Genomic DNA, 17,122 nt, shown 5'->3' with positions numbered 1-17,122 from the left:
AGGGAGCAGACGGGAGCTGAGGATGGGACCGCGGGTCAGCACGAGCACATTGGCCGATCGCCTCACCAGCATGATCGGCCCGCGCGCGAGCGTCGCGCGCGGCGTGCTCGATCAGCATGGGCAGAGCGAGTCGCACTATCGGAGCCTGCCGCCCGACATCGTCGTCTTCCCTGAAACCACGCGGGAGGTCGCGGAGATCGTCAGGCTCTGCGCCGGCACCGGCATGCCGATCGTGCCGTTCGGCGCCGGCACCTCGCTCGAAGGCAATGCAGCCGCGGTCGCCGGGGGCGTCTGCTTCGACTTCGCTCGCATGAACAAGGTGCTGGCCGTGCACGACAGCGACATGGATGTCGTGGTGCAGCCCGGCATCACGCGCAAGCAGCTCAATGCGGAGCTGCGCAATACCGGCCTGTTCTTCCCGATCGACCCCGGCGCCGACGCCTCGATCGGCGGCATGACCTCGACCAGGGCCTCCGGCACCATGGCGGTGCGCTACGGCACCATGAAGGACAATGTGATGGCGCTGGAAGTGGTGCTGGCCGATGGCCGCGTGATCCGCACCGCCAAGCGCGCGCGCAAGTCGGCGGCCGGTTATGACCTGACGCGCATGTTCGTCGGCGCCGAAGGCACGCTCGGCGTGATCACCGAGATCACGCTGAAGGTGCACCCCGTGCCGCAGGCGATTTCGGCCGCGGTCTGCAGCTTCGACACCCTGCACGACGCGGTCGATACCGCGATCTCGGTGATCCAGTCCGCAATCCCCGTGGCGCGCATCGAGCTGCTCGACGACGTCATGATGCGCGGCATCAATGCCTACGCCAAGCTCGGCTATCGCGAGGCCCCCACCCTATTCCTCGAATTCCACGGCTCGGAGGCCTCCGTCGCCGAGCAGGCCGAGGCCGCGCAGGCCATCGCCGCCGATCATGGCGGCCATGGCTTTGCCTGGGCGAAGGCACCGGAAGACCGCAGCCGGCTCTGGCACGCGCGCGACAACACGCTCTATGCCGGCCTCGGCCTGCGCCCCGGCGCACGCGCGGTGATCACCGATGTCTGCGTGCCGATCTCGCGGCTGGCGGAATGCCTGACCGAGACGCGGAGCGACGCGGACGAGCACGGCTTTGTCGCGCCGATCGTCGGCCATGTCGGCGACGGCAATTTCCACATGTTGATCCTGGTCGATCCGGCAAGGCCGGAGGAGGCCGAAGGCGCCAAGGCGCTGCAGGCCCGCATGGTGGCGCGCGCCATCGCCATGGACGGCACCTGCACCGGCGAGCACGGCATCGGGCTCGGCAAGATCGAATATCTCGCTGACGAACTCGGCGACGCCGTCGACGTGATGCGGCAGATCAAGACCGCGCTCGACCCTGATGGACTGATGAACCCCGGAAAGATCTTTGCGAGCGGAGCACGCGCATGAGCAACGCGGCGCTGGCCATTGAGCCCTCCTCGCCAGTCCCGCTGCTGGAGTTGCGCGGCATCAGCAAGGAATTTCCCGGCGTCAAGGCGCTGGACGACGTGTCCTTTGCCGTCTACCCCGGCGAAGTCCACATGCTGCTGGGCGAGAACGGCGCCGGCAAATCGAGCCTGATGAAGGTACTGTGCGGCGCCTACCGCGCCGATGCCGGCGAGTTCTACTACAAGGGCGAGGCGGTCGCGATCAATTCCACCGCGAACGCGCAGAAGCTCGGCATTGCCGTGATCTTCCAGGAATTCTCGCTCGTCCCCTATCTCGATATCGCCCAGAACATCTTCCTGGGACGCGAGCCGAAGGGCCGCATCCCCGGTACCATCGACCGCCGCAGGATTCTGGCCGATGCGAAGCGCGTGCTCGATACGATCGGCTTCGATATCGATCCCTCCACCATTGTTGACAAGCTCGGCGTCGCGCAGCAGCAGATGGTTGAGATCGCGAAGGCGATCAGCCAGAAAGCCCGCATCCTCGTCATGGACGAGCCGACCGCGGCGCTGTCGGACCGCGAGACCGAGCTGCTGTTTGCACTGATCGCGCGGCTGAAGGCCGACGGCGTGTCCATCGTCTACATCTCGCACCGCATGGCCGAGGTGTTCGCGCTCGGCGATCGCATCACCGTGCTGCGCGACGGCCGCCGCATCGACGGCGTCCGTCCCGCCGACGTCACGCCGGACCAGCTGGTCCGCATGATGGTCGGCCGCAACGTCGACATGACCTATCCACGCCATTTCGCCGACAAGCCCGGCGACGTTCTGCTCGAGGTCAAGGGCCTGACGGCGCCGACCGGTATCTCCGACATCAACATCGAGGTGCGCCGGGGCGAGATTGTCGGCCTGTGCGGCCTCGTCGGCTCCGGTCGCAGCGAGGTCGCGCGCGCCATCTTCGGCGCCGATCCCGTCACATCAGGCGAGATCATCTTCGACGGCAAGACCATCTCCGGCGAGCCCGATCTCGCCGCCCGCCGCGGCATCGCGCTGATTCCCGAGAGCCGCAAGAGTGAAGGCCTCGCGCTGCTGCGTTCGGTGAGCGACAACCTCGTGGTATCGGCGCTGCGAAAACTGTTCCCGAGCGGCCTGTTCGACCAGCGCAGCGCGCAGCGCACCGCCGACAGCCTGATCCGCCAGTTGAGGATCGCGACACCGAGCGCGCGGCAGACCGTCGGCCTGCTCTCGGGCGGCAACCAGCAGAAGGTCGTGATCGGTAAATGGCTTGCGGCCGGGTCGAAGCTGTTCATTTTCGACGAGCCGACACGGGGCATCGACATCGGCGCCAAGTCGGAGATCTTTGCGCTGATCGACCGCCTCGTCGCGGAAGGCGCGGCGGCCCTGATGATCTCGTCCGAGCAGGTCGAGATCTGCCACGTCTGCGACCGCGCCTACGTCATGCGGGAGGGGCGCATTGCCGGACACCTGACGCGCAGCGAACTGACGGAGGAGAACATCGTGCGACTGGGGATGCATCATGCGTGAAGCCGCGGTCATCTCGCAGCCCAATCCGCTGCAGCGCATTCCCGGCGTCGCCATGGTGCTGGTGCTGCTGATCGCGCTGTTCAGCGTCATCGCGCCCGGCTTCCTGTCGGTCGCCAATCTCTCCAACGTGCTGGTGCAGTCGACCATTCTCACCATGCTCGCGCTGCCGATGACGCTGATCATCATGACCGAGGGGCTGGACCTGTCGATGGGCGCGGTGCTGACGCTGACCTCGCTCTGCGTTGCGATCGTATCGCTCGCGACCAAGTCGATGCTGCTGGGCCTCGGTGCCGGCCTGCTGGTCGGCACGGCCTTCGGCGTCGCCAATGGCTGGCTGGTCGCGATCCTGGGCATTCCGCCCTTCGTCGCGACGCTCGGCACGCTCGGCATGGCGCAGGGCCTGTCGCTCATCGTCAGCGACGGCCAGAGCGTGGTCGGCATTCCCCACAGCGTACGCGACATCTATTCGGCGACGCTTCTGGGCGTCCCGGTGCCGATCGTGATGGCGCTGGTCACCTATGCGGCCTTCCACGGCCTGCTCTATCACACTCGCTTCGGCACCTACATCTTCGCCCTCGGTGGCAACCGCGAGGCGCTGCGCTATGCCGGCCGCTCGCCGAACCGGCTGTTGATCGCGGTCTATGCGATCGGCGGCGCCATGGCCGGCATCGCGGGCCTTCTGATGACCGCGCGAATGAACTCCGGCCATCCCACCGCTGGCCTCGGCCTCGAATTCGATGCCATCGCCGCCGTCGCCGTCGGCGGCACCTCGTTCGAGCGCGGCAATGGCTGGTTGCTCGGCACCCTCCTCGGCGTCCTCTCGGTCGGCGTGCTACGCAACGGGCTGAACCTGATCTCGCTGCCGTCCTCGGTGCAGGTCGCAAGCGTTGGCGTGCTCGTCATCGTCGCTCTGTTCCTCGACGGCCTCAGGAGCCGCGCATGACCGACATCACCAAGGAGGCCATGGTGCCGCCCCGCTCCTTCCTGTCGCAGGATGCGATCCAGGTGTTCTATCGGCTGCTCGCGGCCCTCCTGATCTGCGCGGTGCTCGCCGTGCTCAGCGATTCCTTCCTGAGCCTCGGCAACATCCTCAACGTGCTCAGGCAGGCGAGCCTGACCTTCTTCATCGCCTCCGGCCTGACGCTGGTGGTGCTGACCGCCGGCCTCGATCTGTCCGTCGGCGCCAATGTCGCGCTGTCCGCCTGTATCGCCGGCACCGTGATCCACAAGACCGGCTCGCCGGCGCTCGGCATCCTCACCGGCCTTGCCTGCGGCGGCATCGTCGGCCTGCTCAACGGCATCATGGTCACCGCGCTCCGCATCCCCTCCTTCATTGCCACCTATGGCATGCTGTGGGTGCTGAACGGCCTCACCTATTGGTACATGGCGGGCGAGACCCTGCACGGCTTCCCCGCCGGCTTCCGCCAGATCGGCAGCGGCTATCTGTTCGGCCTGCCCATCCCGGTCTATCTGCTGCTGGTGTTCCTCGGGATCGGGACGTTGTTCGCGCAGCGCACGATCTGGGGCCAGGAGATCTATGCGATCGGCGCCAATCCGGTCGCGGCACGGCTCTCCGGCATTCCGGTCGCGCGGCGCCTGCTGCTGGTCTATGCCGTCTCCGGCACCATGGCGGGGCTTGCCTCGATCATCTTCCTGTCGCGGCTCAATTCGGCCGAGGCCGATATCGGCGAGAGCCTGACGCTGCCGGCGATCGCGGCCGTGCTGATCGGCGGCACCTCGCTGTTCGGCGGCGTCGGCACCGTGTTCGGCACCTTCATCGGCGCGCTGATCCTCACGTTGGTGCTGAACGGAATGAACCTGCTCTCGGTCAGCGCCAACTGGCAGCCGCTCGTGACCGGCGTCATCGTCATCCTCGCGGTCTGGCTCGACATGAAGACCCGCCGCGGCACGCAATGAGTTCCTGGAGTTCCAACAAGCAAAATGAGGGATGGAAGCGACATGAAACTGAAACTTGGCCACCTGGCGCTGCCGCTGCTGATGGCGACCGCACTGACCACCGAGGTACGAGCCGACGGCGAGACCATCGCCGTCTTCACCAAGAACCAGACCAATCCGTTCTTCCAGACGGTGCGGGTCGGCGCCGACAACATGGCGAAGACGCTGAACGCGAAGACGCTTCAGTACATCCCGACCAAGCCGGACTCGATCCCCGAGCAGCTCAGCCAGATCGAGGACGTCGTGGTGAAGAAGCCGAGCGCGATCGTCTTCACGCCGGTCGATTACAAGGCGATGGTGCCCGGCGTCGAGAAGATCAACGAGGCCAAGATCCCGGTCGTCAACATCACCGACCGTTCGGCGGGCGGCAAGTTCCTCTCCTTTGTCGGTGCCGACGACTACAGCCTTGGGCTGGAGACGGCGCGCTTCCTGCTCAAGACGCTGGGCGGCAAGGGCAACATCGTCATCATCGAGGGCGTCAAGGGCTCGCTGACCAATGTCGACCGCGTCCGCGGCTTCAACGACGCGCTCAAGGAAAGTCCGGGGGCCAAGCTGCTGGCCTCGCAGCCCGGTAACTACCAGCGGCTCCAGGCGCTCCAGGTCATGGAGAATTTGATGCAGTCGAATCCGCAGATCGACGGCGTGCTCGCCGCCAACGACGCCATGGCGGTCGGCGCGATCGAGGCGCTCGACGGCGCCAACCGCAAGGCCCAGGTGATCGGCATCAACGGCACCAAGGAGGCGATCGACGCGATCAAGTCAGGCAAACTGCTGGCGAGCGGCGACTACAACGGATTTGCGCAAGGCTGCCTCGGCACCATGATGGCGATCCGCGCCTTGCGCAACCAGCCCGTCATCGCCGAGATCGTGCTGAAGCCGACCGTCATCACCAAGGACAATTACGGGCCGTTCGACGTCCCGCTGGAGCAGCGGACCTGCCCGACCTTCGAGGACGCCGGCAAGCTCGGCGCCAAGTAGACCAACCCATCACGTCCGGACGGCCGCCATGGCGGCCGTCCCAAGAACCAAGTCAAGAAAGGAAGACCGATGTTGTTCGCCATTCACGCTCTCGACCGCACCGGCGCACTGCCGACGCGGCTTGCCAATTACGACGCGCACAAGGCCTTCCTGAGCGACACCTCGCGCTTCGGCGTCAGGATCGTGATGTCGGGGCCGTTGGTCTCCGACGACGGCCAGACCATGATCGGCAGCCTGTTCCTGATCGAGGCACCGGGCCGTAGCGAGGTCGAGGCCTTCAACCGCGCAGATCCCTTTGCTGCGGCCGGCATCTGGGAAAAGGTCACGATCACGGGCTTCCTGCGCCGGCAGGGTTGAGCCGCCTACGGCGGCTCGTCGAGGTGACAGGCCACCCATTGCTCCGGGCCGGCCGCGCGCAGCGTCGGCTCCTCTGTCCGGCAGCGGTCGAAGGCGAAGGGGCAACGGGTATGGAAGCGGCAACCGGGCGGCGGATTGATCGGGCTCGGCACGTCGCCCCTGAGGATGATGGGATTGCGCTGTGCCCCGGGCTCCGGCAGCGGCACCGCCGAGAGCAGCGCCTTGGTGTAGGGATGCCTTGGCGCGGCAAAGATCTGCCGGCGCGGCGCCACTTCCACGATCTTGCCGAGATACATGACCGCAACGCGATGGGTCATGTGCTCGACGATCGCGAGATCGTGGCTGATGAACAGCAGCGCGAGGCCGAACTCGCTTTGCAGGTCCTGCAGCAGATTGACGATCTGCGCCTTGACTGAAACGTCGAGCGCGGAGACCGCCTCGTCGCACACGATCAGCTCGGGTTCGGCCGCAAGCGCGCGCGCAATGCCGATGCGCTGACGCTGGCCGCCGGAGAATTCGTGGGGCCTGCGGTTCAGCGCCTCGCGCGGCAGGCGCACGGTGTCCATCAGCGATGTGACGCGAACCTCGAGATCCTCCGCGGATTTGGCGAGGCCGAAATTGCGGATCGGCTCGGCCAGGATGTCGCGCACGCGCATGCGCGGATTGAGGCTCGAGAACGGATCCTGGAACACCACCTGCACGCGGCGGCGCATCTGGCGCATCGTGCTCGGCGCAGCGTCGTCGATACGCTGGCCGTCGAGGATGACCTGGCCAGAAGTAATCTCGAACAGCCGCAAAATGGCGCGGCCGACCGTCGACTTGCCGCAGCCGGACTCGCCGACCAGCGACAGCGTCTCGCCGCGCGCGATCTCGAACGACACGCCGTCCACCGCATAGACAAATTCGGACTTGCGGCCGAACAGGCCCTTGTTGACCGGAAAATGCTTCTTGAGGTCGTTGACCTGGAGCAGCGGAGGACTCATGCCGCGACGGCTCCCTTGGCGGCGTAGTGACAGGCGGCGACGTGGCGCGGGCCCTTCTCCTCGAGCCCCGGCGCATATTGGCGGCAGAGATCGGTCGCGAGCGCACAGCGGCCGGCGAAGACGCAGCCGATAATGGGCTTGCGGAGGTCGGGCACCTGCCCCGGGATCTCGGCGAGCCGCGTTGCGGTCCCGGCCAGCGAGGAGCCGAGCTTCGGCACCGCGCCGAGCAGGCCTTGCGTATAGGGATGGCGCGGCGAACGGAACAGCTCGGCTACCGGCGCCTCCTCGACCTTGCGGCCGGCATACATCACCATGACGCGTTCGGCGATTTCGGCGACGACGCCGAGATCGTGGGTGATCAGGATGATGGCGGCGCCGACCCGGCGCTTCAGATCCAGCATCAGCCTCAGAATCTGCGCCTGGATCGTCACGTCGAGCGCGGTTGTCGGCTCGTCCGCAATGAGAAGCTTCGGATTGCACGCCAGCGCGACCGCGATCATCACGCGCTGGCGCATGCCTCCGGAGAGCTGGTGCGGATATTCGCCGACGCGCCGTTTCGGCTCGGGAATGCCGACCAGCGTCAGCATCTCGATCGCGTGCGCCTCCGCCGCCCGCTTGTCGAGGCCCTGATGGATCATCAAGGTCTCGCGAATCTGGCGGCCGACGGTGAGCACCGGATTGAGGCTGGTCATCGGCTCCTGAAAGATCATCGAGATGTCATTGCCGCGGATCGCACGCATCTCGCGATCGGACAGCTTCAGCAGATCCCTGCCCGCAAAGCGGATGGCGCCGGCGATCCTGCCCGGCGGCTCCGGAATCAGCCGCATCAGCGACATCGACGTCACCGACTTGCCGCAGCCGGACTCGCCGACGATGGCGAGCGTCTCGCCCTCGTTGACATGGAAGGACACGCCGTCGACGGCGCGATTGATGCCGCCGGGGGTACGGAAATGGGTCTGGAGGTTCTCGACTTCGAGCAAAGCCATCGCGATCAGCCTCGTTCCATCAGAGGCTCTTGGCCATGCGCGGGTCGAGCGCATCGCGAAGGCCGTCGCCGAGCAAATTCACGGCGAGCACGGTGACGGACAGGAACGCCGCCGGGAAGAACACGATGTATGGCTTCACCTGCCACAGCGCGCGGCCCTCGGCCATGATGTTGCCCCAGGACGGGATGGTCGGCGGCGTTCCGGCGCCGATGAAGGACAGGATCGCCTCGGTGATCATCGCGCTAGCGCAGATGTAGGTCGCCTGCACCAGCATGGGCGCAACCGTGTTCGGCAGGATGTGGCGCAGGATGATCATGGGCGTGCGCGTGCCGCAGGCGACCGCCGCATCCACATAGGGCTGCTCGCGCAGCGACAGCACCACGCTGCGGACGAGGCGCGAGACGCGCGGGATTTCGGCACCGGTGATGGCGAGGATGACGTTGCCGACGCTGCCGCGCGTCAGCGCCATCAGCGCGATCGCCAGCAGGATCGGCGGGATCGACATCAAGCCGTCCATGAACCGCATCAGGATGCCGTCGGCCCAGCGGACGAATCCGGAGATCATGCCGATGGCGAGGCCGGCCGCCGATGCGAAGATCGCGACCGACAGGCCGACCGTGAGCGAGACGCGCGCGCCGAACAGCACGCGCGAATAGATGTCGCGGCCGAGCACGTCGGTGCCGAACCAGAAATCGGCCGACGGCGCCCGTGTGCGCTTCGCCGGGGCCAGTGCAGTCGGATCGACCGTGCCGAGATAGGGCGCAAAAATCGCGATCAGGACCAGCGTCAGCAGCAGCGCGCCGCCGACCGCGACCGTCGGATGACCGCGCAAGAGGCCGACGAAGCCGCGCCGGATCGTGACCGGCCGCAGGATCTCAGGCAGATGTGGCGCGACGACGAGGCCGGCCGGAAGCGATTGCGGATTGACGGTGGTGTCGGTCAATAGCGGATCCTCGGGTCAACGAGCGTGTAGACGACGTCGATCATCAGATTGACGAGGACGTAGACGAAGCTGAACAGCAGCACGATGCCCTGGATCACCGGATAGTCGCGGCGCAGGATCGCGTCGATCGTGAGGCGGCCGAGGCCGGGGATCGCGAACACGCTCTCGGTCACGACCGCGCCGCCGATCAGGAGCGCGATGCCGATCCCGATCACGGTCACGATCGGCACCGCCGCGTTCTTCAGCGCGTGAATGAACAGGATGCCGCCCTGCCCTAGTCCCTTGGCCTTGGCGGTGCGGATATAGTCCTGCTGCAAGACTTCGAGCATGGCGGCCCGCGTGATGCGCGCGACCAGCGCGATATAGACGCAGCCGAGTGCGATCGACGGCAGGATCAGGTTCTCCAGCCACGGCCAGAAGCCCGAGCTGAGCGGCGTATAGCCCTGCACCGGCAGCCATTCCAGCTCGAGCGCGAAGATGTATGCGAGCATGTAGCCGACCACGAACACGGGCAGCGAGAATCCGAACACGGCAAAGCCCATGATGACGCGGTCGATCAGGCTGCCGGCCTTCCATGCCGCCACCACGCCGAGCGGCACGGCCACCACGATCGTGAGCAGCAGCGTGACGAACATCAGCGACAGCGTCGGTCCGAGACGCTGCCCGATCATCGCCGAGACCGGCAGATTGGTGAAGATCGAGGTGCCGAGATCGCCGTGCAGGATGCGCCAGACCCAGCCTCCGAACTGGACCAGGAACGGACGGTTGAGGCCGAGGCTCTGGCGGATGCGCTCCACATCCTCCGGACTCGCCTGGTCGCCCGCGATCACCACGGCGGGGTCACCCGGCGCGATATAGAGCAGGCTGAACACGAACAGCGCGACGATCGCCATGACTGGCAAGGTCGCGACGATGCGACGGAGGATGTAGGAGAGCATCTGGCCTCAGCGCACGATCATGCAGACTTGGATACGCCCCAGAAGAACGGCAGCGGCCCCTTGGTGATGCCGGAGACGTTCTTGCGCCATGCCGTGTAGCCGAGGAAGAAGCCGGTCGGCGCGAAGACGACGTCGTCGAGCGCTGCCTTGTTGAGGCGGGCGATCGTCGTCTTTTCCTCGTCGAGGTTTTTGGCCTCGAACCATGCGGCAACCTCCTTTTCGGTATCGGCGCTCGTGGGCCAGCCGAACCAAGCCTTGTCGCCGTTGGCGCGGATGGCATTGTAGGGCCCCGGATTGACGCAGTCCGCGCCCGCATGCCAGGTGTGGAACATGTGCCAGCCGCCCTGTCCCGGCGGCGTCTTCAGTGCGCGGCGGGCGCCGACGGTGCCCCAATCGGTCGCCACGAAGTCGACGTTCATGCCGAGCTTCTTCAGCAGGTCCGCAGTCACGTCGCCCTGCGCCTTGGTGATCGGCTGGTCCTGCGCGACCAGGCACGTGACCGGCTGCCCCGAATAGCCGCTCTCCGCGAGCAATTTCTTGGCCGCGTCAAAGTCGCGCTTGCCCTTCAGGATATCGCCGCCCATCTCCGAATAGAGCGGTGTACCCGGCGTGAAGAAGCCAGGCAGCGGCTTCCAGAGTGCGGTGTCGTCGCCGACGATCGCGCGCATGTAGTCTTCCTGGCTCATCGCCATCAGCACAGCGCGCCGCGCCTTGACGTCGTTGAATGGCGGATACAGGAAGTTCATGCGGAACGCGCCGATATTGCCGAGCGGATCGCCGATATCGACGCTGATGTTCTTGTTCTTCTTCAACACGGGTACGAGGTCCGCGATCGGATTCTCCCACCAGTCGATCTCGCCGTTCTGCAGCGCCGCGGCCGCGGTGGCCGCATCCGGCATCACCACCCACTCGATGCGATCGACCAGGATCTGCTTGCCGCCCGCCAGCCACGACGACTTCTCCTGGCGCGGTGCATAGTCGGCGAATTTCTCGAACACGGCCTTCGCGCCCGGAACCCACTCGCCTTTGACGAACTTCATCGGCCCCGACCCGACATATTCCGTGATCTGCTTAAATGGGTCGGTCTGCGCGATGCGCTCCGGCATGATGAAGGCGCAGGGCGAATTGTTCTTGCCCAGCGCGTAGAGCAGTTTCGGGTAAGGCGCCTTGAGGACCCATTTGAAGGTGCGGTCGTCGACCGCCGTGAGCTCCTGCTGAAGCGCCTTGATCATCAGCCCCATCGGATCGCGCACGGTCCAACGCGCGAGGCTCGCAACGACGTCCTTGCTGCGCACCGGCTCGCCGTCGTGGAACTTCAATCCGGGTCGCAGCTTGAACGTCCAGGTCTTGCCGTCAGCCGATACTTCCTCGGACTCGACCATCTGCCGTTGAGGCGTGAACGACGAGTCGATGCCGTAGAGCATGTCCCAGACCATCGCCGAGGCATTGCGCACGACATATTGCGTGCCCCAGATCGGATCGAAATTGGCGAGATTGGCCTGAGGCACGAAGCGCAAGGTCCGAGCGGATGCGCCCTGGGCGACCGCCGGGGCCGAGAGGCCGGTCAATGCCAGACCGCCCGCGCCGGCCAGTCCCTTCAATACGGTCCTGCGATCCATGAAGTCCTCCCAGTAATGCCGTGATGCCAGCTGTTCATTGGCAAAGGGCAAGTGAAACCAAGCCCATTTGCAAGCAAATGGTATGCCACTAAATGCGCCGTCGCCGATGGGATCTCGCCGCCCTTTCTGGCCGCTCGAGGCCTCAAAGAGCGGCCGCCAGCGCAGGTCCCCTCTCGATATGCGGGATCGCCTCGACCAATTTGCGCGTGTAGTCGGTCTTTGGATTGTCAAACAGGGCGCGGCTTTCGCCCTGCTCCACGATGCCGCCGTTGCGCAGCACGATGGTGCGGTCGCAGAGCATGCGCACCACGTTGAGGTCGTGGCTGACGAACAGCAGCGCGATGTCGTTCTCGCGCCGCAGGCGATCGAGCAGCTGCAGCACCACCGCCTGAACCGAGACGTCGAGCGCGGCGGTCGGCTCGTCCAGCACCAGGAGCCGCGGCCGGCAGGCGATGGCGCGGGCGATGCCGACGCGGGCTTTCTGCCCGCCGGAGAGCTGATGCGGAAACCGCGGCAGCAGATCCAGCGGCAGTCCCACCCGCTCCGCGCATTCTTCCACCCGTTTGCGCAGCGTCTCACCCGCACGCATGCCGTCGAGTCGCATCAAGGGGTGGGCAATGCAATCGAACGCCGTAAAGCGCGGGTTGAGACTTTCGTTCGGGTCCTGGAAGACCATCTGGATGTCTTTGCGCAATGGCGAGCGGTGAAAGTCACGCGACGCCACGTGGCCGATCGACTGCCCGTCGAACACGATGTCGCCCTCGCTCGGATCGATCAGGCGGCAGATCATGCGCGAGGTCGTGCTCTTGCCGGAGCCGGACTCGCCGACGAGCCCGACGCTCTCGCCGCCGGCCATCGTCATCGAGAAGTCGGCAACCGCCGCGGAACCCTGGTCGAAACGCTTTGCGAGCTTCCGCACCTCCAGGAGCGGCGGCGTGCCGTGAGCGGGCTCCTGCCTGGGCTTGCCGACTACAGCGGAGTAACGCTCGCTCTCCTCCGCCGTCACGAGGTCCTCGATCCGCGACGTCGCCGTCGGCGATGCCGCAACCAGGCGCCTCGTATAGGCGTGCTGCGGCGCGCCGAAGAGCGTGCCGGGGCTCGCCTCCTCGACGATGCGGCCACGCTCCATCACGGCGATGCGGCGGCAATAGCGCGCTGCGAGGCCGAGGTCATGCGTGATCAGGATCGTCGCCATGCCTCGCGCGGCGGCAATGTCTGCCAGGAGATCCATCACGACCTTCTGGGTGGTGACGTCGAGCCCGGTCGTCGGCTCGTCGGCGATCAGCAGCGCGGGATTGCAGGAGATCGCAATCGCGATCATGACGCGTTGGCACATGCCGCCGGAGAGTTCGTGCGGATAGGCGCTCATTCGCACCTCGGGGTCGCGGATTTGGACGGCGCGCAGCAAGTCCAGCGCCTCCGCTCGCGCGGCCTCCTTCGAAATGCGCTTGTGGGTGAGGATCGCGTCGGCGATCTGCAATCCGATGGCCCGGATCGGATTGAGCGCAGCCCTCGGGTTCTGGAAGATCATCGACATCGCGGCGCCCTGAAGCTGACGGAGGTCATCTCCCCCAAGCTTCGTGACGTCCTGCCCGCGGAACAGGATCTTGCCGCCGGTGACGCGCCCGGCTGCATCGAGCAGCCGTGTCGTCGCAAAGCCCGTGACCGACTTGCCCGAGCCGCTCTCGCCGACGAGGCCGAGCATCTCACCGGCCTCGACCGTGAGCGTCACGCCGCGTACGGCCTCGACCATTCCGCGCCGCGTCGAGAACGCGACGTGGAGGTCGTCGATCCTGAGCAGTTCCTCGCTCATGTGCGCATCCGGGGATCGAGAATGTCCCGCATCCCGTCGCCGAGGAGGTTGAAGCACAGCACCGCCATCATCAACGCCAGGCCCGGAAAGGCCACCAGCCACCAACGCCCGGTCGAGATGAAGCGCGCCCCCTCCGCGACCATGATGCCCCATTCCGGCGTCGGCGGCTTGACGCCGAGGCCGATGAAGGACAGGCCGGCTGCATTCAGAATCGCCCAGCCGAGATTGAGCGAGATCTGCACCGCCATCGCCGGCAGGATGTTCGGCAGCAGGAAGCGCAATACCACCGAGAAATGGCTCTCGCCGCAGGCGCGAGCGGCCTCGACCCAGCCGACATTGCGCCTGACATTGACCTCGGCCCGTGCGAAGCGGATGTAGAAGGGAAGGTTGATGATCGCGGTCGCGATCACGATGTTCTCGATCCGGTTGCCCAATGCGGCGACCATCGCCATCGCCAGCACGAACAGCGGAAACGCCATCATCACGTCGACGAAGCGGCCGACGGCGCGATCGAGCCGGCCGCCGGCATAGCCGCAGAACGCGCCGACGACGGCTCCGATCACGAAGGAGATCCCGACTGCGGAGACCGCGATGGCAAGGTCGAGCCGCGCGGCGATGACGAGGCGGCTGAACACGTCGCGGCCGAGCTGGTCGGTGCCGGCAATGTGCGCCGCACTGGGCGGCAGCAAGGCCTCCGATACATTCGAGGCCACGGGATCGTAAGGCACGATCCACGGCCCGAAGATCGCGACCAGGACGAAGACGAGCACGCCGGTCGCGGCAACCGCGGTGAGCGGATTGCCGCGCAGGATCCAGACCGAATGGCGAAGAGTTGCGCTGGTCATTCGATCGACACCCTGGGATCGGCGATGCCGTAGCAGATGTCGACCACGAGATTGACCAGCACGAACAGGCTGGCCATCAGCAGCACGAAGCCCTGCACCGGCGCGTAGTCGGAGGACAGCAGCGCATCGAGCGCATAGGAGGCAACGCCCGGCCAGGAGAACACCTTCTCCACGAGGACGTTGGCACCCAGCATGGTCGAGAACACGATGCCGGCGATGGTGATGACGGGAAGGATCGCGTTGCGCAGCGCGTAGGTCACGACCACCTTGCGCCAGGACAATCCGACCGAGCGCGCGGTGCGCACGAAATCGCTGCCGAGCGAAACCAGCATCGAGGCGCGCGTGATCCGCGCCAGCGGCGCGATGACGAACAGGGCCATGCTCAGTGCGGGCAGGATCAATTGCTTGAAGGCGGCCCACCAACCCTCGACGTCGCCGGCGAGCAGGAAGTCGATCGACAGGAAACCGGTGCGTTGTGGCGGCAGCGAGGTGAAGACGTCGATCCGCCCCGTGGGATCAGGCGCGAGCCCGAGCAGATAGTAGAAGACGTAGATCAACAGCAGGCCCGAGACGAAGGTCGGCACGCAGACACCGAGCGCGCAGAACAGCCGCACGCCGTGATCGACGACCGAGCCCGGCCGCAAGGCAGCGACCACGCCGAGCGGCACCGCCGCGATCAACGCGATCAGGAGCGCGGCGAAAGTGAGCTCGAGCGAGGCCGGCAGCCGCTCGCGCAGATCCTTCAGAACCGGCTGCCCGGTCATCATGGAGCGGCCGAGATTGCCGTGGCCGATGTCGGAGAGATAGAGCACGAGCTGCTCCGGCACGGATTTGTCGAGCCCCATCTGCTTGCGGATCTGCGCGATCTCCTCCTTCCCGGCGTTCGGCCCCGAGGCGAAGAACACCGCGGGGTCGCCCGGCAGGACGCGCATCAGGAGAAAGGTGAAGACCAGCACACCGAACAATGCCGGCAGCGACGACAGAAGCCGCCTGCCCGCTCTCATTATCGTTGCACCAAGACCGGTCTTCACCCTTAGCAGCCTCTCTTGCCTTCAGACATTACTTGCGGCTGAGGTTGCGGTAGTCGACCTGACGATGGAACTCGTAGATGTAGCCCTCGACCGAGGGCGCCATCACCGCATCCTGGTTCGGCTGCCACAGCATGATCTGGGGCATCAGGTCGACATGCATCGCGTTGAGCTTGCGGCCGTCCTCCTCGTATTTGGCCTTATCCGGCTCGAACCGGGCTTCCTGGGCGATCGCCGACAGCTCGGCATTGTTGATCGAGCTGTAATTCCAGCGCTGATTGCCAGTATAGAAGTTGCGGTAGAAATAGTCCGTCGACGGCAGCCAGGCGATGATGCCTTCGGTGAAGAAGGGCACCTTCTTCTCGTTGATCAGCGTCGACATCTGCGCGTCCGGCAGCTTCTGGATGTCGACCTTGATGCCGATCTTGCCGAGCGACTCCTTGACCAGCGCCGCCATCGGCTCCGCCTGGGAGGCCCATCCGACATTGAAGCTGAAGGTGGTCGAGAAGCCGTCCGGAAGGCCGGCGGCCTTGAGATATTCTTTTGCCTTGTCGAGGTCGAGCTTGACCGGCTGCTGGAACGGATAAGTCCCGCTCAGCGGCTTGCCGTCCGGCCAGCTGGCGCCGTACAGCGGCGCGCCGCGGCCGAACAAGGCTGCCTTGAACATGTCCTCGTAAGGCAGCGCGAACGCGATGGCGCGGCGGACGTTGACGTTGTCGAAGGGCGGGATCTGGTTGTTCATCGAGACGAACGTGATCGCGTTGTATTGCGGCGTCGAGACCACCTTCAACTTGCCCTTGGCCTCGAGCGACTGCACGTCGCTTGCCTGAAGATCGAGCACGATATCTGCGTCGCCGCGCTCGACCAGATTGGCGCGGGTTGCCGGCTCCGGTACCGATTGCACGATGACGCGCTTGAAGGAGGCGGGCCTGCCGGGAGAACCGCGGTTCCAGGCCTCGTTGCGCTTGAGGGTCACCTGCTCGCCGGGCTTGAAGGTCTCGACGATGTAGGCGCCGCTGCCTGCGGTGTGCTCCTTCAGCCAGGCCATCGCCCACGGATCGTCTGCGGTCGCATGCTCCTTCGCCAGCTTCGAATTGATGATCATCGGATAGACGGTGGCGAGATTCGGCAGCGCCAGCTTGTCGGGTTTCGGCAGCGTCACCTCGATCGTCAAGGGATCGATCACCTTGAACTGATCGGCGGATGTCAGCGACCCCGTCAGCAGTTGCGCCTTGCCGAGGATCGGCGCGGTGACGCAGCGGTCGAGCGACCACTTCACGTCATCCGCCGTCACCGGCGAGCCGTCCTGGAACTTGGCGTCCTTGCGCAGATGGAACGTGATCTTCAGCTTGTCAGGACTGACGTCATAGGACTCGGCGAGCTCGCCCGTGATCGTGTCGAGATCGAACACCCATTTGCCGTTGAGCTGCTTGCGGCCGAACGACACAAGCCGATCGTAGGTGCTCATGCTGAGCCCGAAGGATTCGCGCGTCGCGCCGGGAATGTTGGGATCGAGCGTGTTGACCGACGCGCCGGTCACATAGCGCAGCGTCTCCGCTCTGGATTGCGCGTGCGAAGGCGCGGTCGCGATCAGCAACAGCGCAGTGATGGCAAGGACTGAGGTCGCGGACCTGAAAGACACAAAACGCATTCGTTTTCCCTTGAATTTCGAGCAGGAAGGCCGGCAAGGCTGGTCAAGAAAGAAGCAATTTGCGCGCCAATCTTCGCCGTGGCGG

15 protein-coding genes are annotated in these 17,122 nt (G+C 65.6%); 6 read left to right on the top strand and 9 right to left on the bottom strand.

Features of this window, described 5'->3' with window-relative positions:
- Positions 1-22 precede the first annotated feature (22 nt).
- The 6 genes from XH87_RS32335 to XH87_RS32310 all read left to right on the top strand — a co-directional run bounded on the left by XH87_RS32335 (position 23) and on the right by XH87_RS32310 (position 6,231).
- On the top strand, positions 23-1,417 hold the full coding sequence (locus tag XH87_RS32335; RefSeq protein ID WP_271590360.1) for an FAD-linked oxidase C-terminal domain-containing protein: 1,395 nt from the start codon (positions 23-25) through the stop codon (positions 1,415-1,417).
- On the top strand, positions 1,414-2,940 hold the full coding sequence (locus XH87_RS32330) for a sugar ABC transporter ATP-binding protein (protein WP_271590359.1): 1,527 nt from the start codon (positions 1,414-1,416) through the stop codon (positions 2,938-2,940). The genes XH87_RS32335 and XH87_RS32330 overlap by 4 nt, the downstream gene beginning before the upstream one ends.
- Positions 2,933-3,883 (top strand): ABC transporter permease, encoded by a 951-nt coding sequence (locus XH87_RS32325; RefSeq protein WP_158667848.1) that lies wholly within the window; start codon positions 2,933-2,935, stop codon positions 3,881-3,883. Before XH87_RS32330 ends, XH87_RS32325 begins: the two co-directional genes overlap by 8 nt.
- Complete coding sequence (locus XH87_RS32320) at positions 3,880-4,857, top strand: ABC transporter permease (protein WP_035699329.1); 978 nt, start codon at positions 3,880-3,882, stop codon at positions 4,855-4,857. Before XH87_RS32325 ends, XH87_RS32320 begins: the two co-directional genes overlap by 4 nt.
- 42 nt (positions 4,858-4,899) lie before the next feature.
- Entirely contained in the window at positions 4,900-5,874 is a 975-nt protein-coding gene (locus XH87_RS32315; protein ID WP_271590358.1) for a sugar ABC transporter substrate-binding protein, read from the top strand.
- 69 nt (positions 5,875-5,943) lie between these two features.
- Positions 5,944-6,231, top strand: a complete 288-nt coding sequence (locus XH87_RS32310) for a YciI family protein (RefSeq protein ID WP_158667851.1) — start codon at positions 5,944-5,946, stop codon at positions 6,229-6,231.
- Positions 6,232-6,236: 5 nt separating this feature from the next.
- Here the strand turns inward: XH87_RS32310 and XH87_RS32305 are convergent, their stop codons facing one another.
- The 9 genes from XH87_RS32305 to XH87_RS32265 all read right to left on the bottom strand — a co-directional run bounded on the left by XH87_RS32305 (position 6,237) and on the right by XH87_RS32265 (position 17,037).
- Positions 6,237-7,214: an ABC transporter ATP-binding protein gene (locus tag XH87_RS32305; RefSeq protein WP_271590357.1), complete on the bottom strand. Its 978-nt coding sequence runs from the start codon at positions 7,212-7,214 to the stop codon at positions 6,237-6,239.
- Positions 7,211-8,200: an ABC transporter ATP-binding protein gene (locus XH87_RS32300; RefSeq protein ID WP_035699335.1), complete on the bottom strand. Its 990-nt coding sequence runs from the start codon at positions 8,198-8,200 to the stop codon at positions 7,211-7,213. Before XH87_RS32300 ends, XH87_RS32305 begins: the two co-directional genes overlap by 4 nt.
- A gap of 19 nt (positions 8,201-8,219) precedes the next feature.
- Entirely contained in the window at positions 8,220-9,143 is a 924-nt protein-coding gene (locus tag XH87_RS32295; RefSeq protein WP_271590356.1) for an ABC transporter permease, read from the bottom strand.
- Positions 9,140-10,081 (bottom strand): ABC transporter permease, encoded by a 942-nt coding sequence (locus XH87_RS32290; protein ID WP_271590355.1) that lies wholly within the window; start codon positions 10,079-10,081, stop codon positions 9,140-9,142. The genes XH87_RS32295 and XH87_RS32290 overlap by 4 nt, the downstream gene beginning before the upstream one ends.
- Positions 10,082-10,098: 17 nt before the next feature.
- Complete coding sequence (locus tag XH87_RS32285; RefSeq protein ID WP_035699341.1) at positions 10,099-11,700, bottom strand: ABC transporter substrate-binding protein; 1,602 nt, start codon at positions 11,698-11,700, stop codon at positions 10,099-10,101.
- Between the two features lie 142 nt (positions 11,701-11,842).
- Positions 11,843-13,513 (bottom strand): nickel ABC transporter ATP-binding protein NikE, encoded by a 1,671-nt coding sequence (gene nikE / locus XH87_RS32280; protein WP_271590354.1) that lies wholly within the window; start codon positions 13,511-13,513, stop codon positions 11,843-11,845.
- Complete coding sequence (locus XH87_RS32275; RefSeq protein ID WP_158667856.1) at positions 13,510-14,358, bottom strand: ABC transporter permease; 849 nt, start codon at positions 14,356-14,358, stop codon at positions 13,510-13,512. Before XH87_RS32275 ends, nikE begins: the two co-directional genes overlap by 4 nt.
- Positions 14,355-15,389, bottom strand: a complete 1,035-nt coding sequence (locus XH87_RS32270) for an ABC transporter permease (RefSeq protein ID WP_271590353.1) — start codon at positions 15,387-15,389, stop codon at positions 14,355-14,357. Before XH87_RS32270 ends, XH87_RS32275 begins: the two co-directional genes overlap by 4 nt.
- A 28-nt stretch (positions 15,390-15,417) precedes the next feature.
- Positions 15,418-17,037: an ABC transporter substrate-binding protein gene (locus XH87_RS32265; RefSeq protein WP_271590352.1), complete on the bottom strand. Its 1,620-nt coding sequence runs from the start codon at positions 17,035-17,037 to the stop codon at positions 15,418-15,420.
- Positions 17,038-17,122 lie beyond the last annotated feature (85 nt).

It is taken from the genome of Bradyrhizobium sp. CCBAU 53415 (assembly GCF_028128735.1).
GTDB lineage: Bacteria > Pseudomonadota > Alphaproteobacteria > Rhizobiales > Xanthobacteraceae > Bradyrhizobium.
Note: the sequence above shows the minus strand (reverse complement) of the source record. Positions and strands in the feature narration are given on the sequence as shown.

Bases quoted from the DNA above. Each gene is read 5' to 3' on its own strand.
- XH87_RS32330 (WP_271590359.1), top strand. From the start codon at position 1,414: ATGAGCAACGCGGCGCTGGCCATTGAGCCCTCCTCGCCAGTCCCGCTG.
- XH87_RS32305 (WP_271590357.1), bottom strand. From the start codon at position 7,214: ATGAGTCCTCCGCTGCTCCAGGTCAACGACCTCAAGAAGCATTTTCCG.
- XH87_RS32325 (WP_158667848.1), top strand. From the start codon at position 2,933: ATGCGTGAAGCCGCGGTCATCTCGCAGCCCAATCCGCTGCAGCGCATT.
- XH87_RS32285 (WP_035699341.1), bottom strand. From the start codon at position 11,700: ATGGATCGCAGGACCGTATTGAAGGGACTGGCCGGCGCGGGCGGTCTG.
- XH87_RS32310 (WP_158667851.1), top strand. From the start codon at position 5,944: ATGTTGTTCGCCATTCACGCTCTCGACCGCACCGGCGCACTGCCGACG.
- XH87_RS32300 (WP_035699335.1), bottom strand. From the start codon at position 8,200: ATGGCTTTGCTCGAAGTCGAGAACCTCCAGACCCATTTCCGTACCCCC.
- XH87_RS32275 (WP_158667856.1), bottom strand. From the start codon at position 14,358: ATGACCAGCGCAACTCTTCGCCATTCGGTCTGGATCCTGCGCGGCAAT.
- XH87_RS32315 (WP_271590358.1), top strand. From the start codon at position 4,900: ATGAAACTGAAACTTGGCCACCTGGCGCTGCCGCTGCTGATGGCGACC.
- XH87_RS32335 (WP_271590360.1), top strand. From the start codon at position 23: ATGGGACCGCGGGTCAGCACGAGCACATTGGCCGATCGCCTCACCAGC.
- XH87_RS32320 (WP_035699329.1), top strand. From the start codon at position 3,880: ATGACCGACATCACCAAGGAGGCCATGGTGCCGCCCCGCTCCTTCCTG.
- XH87_RS32265 (WP_271590352.1), bottom strand. From the start codon at position 17,037: ATGCGTTTTGTGTCTTTCAGGTCCGCGACCTCAGTCCTTGCCATCACT.
- nikE (WP_271590354.1), bottom strand. From the start codon at position 13,513: ATGAGCGAGGAACTGCTCAGGATCGACGACCTCCACGTCGCGTTCTCG.
- XH87_RS32290 (WP_271590355.1), bottom strand. From the start codon at position 10,081: ATGCTCTCCTACATCCTCCGTCGCATCGTCGCGACCTTGCCAGTCATG.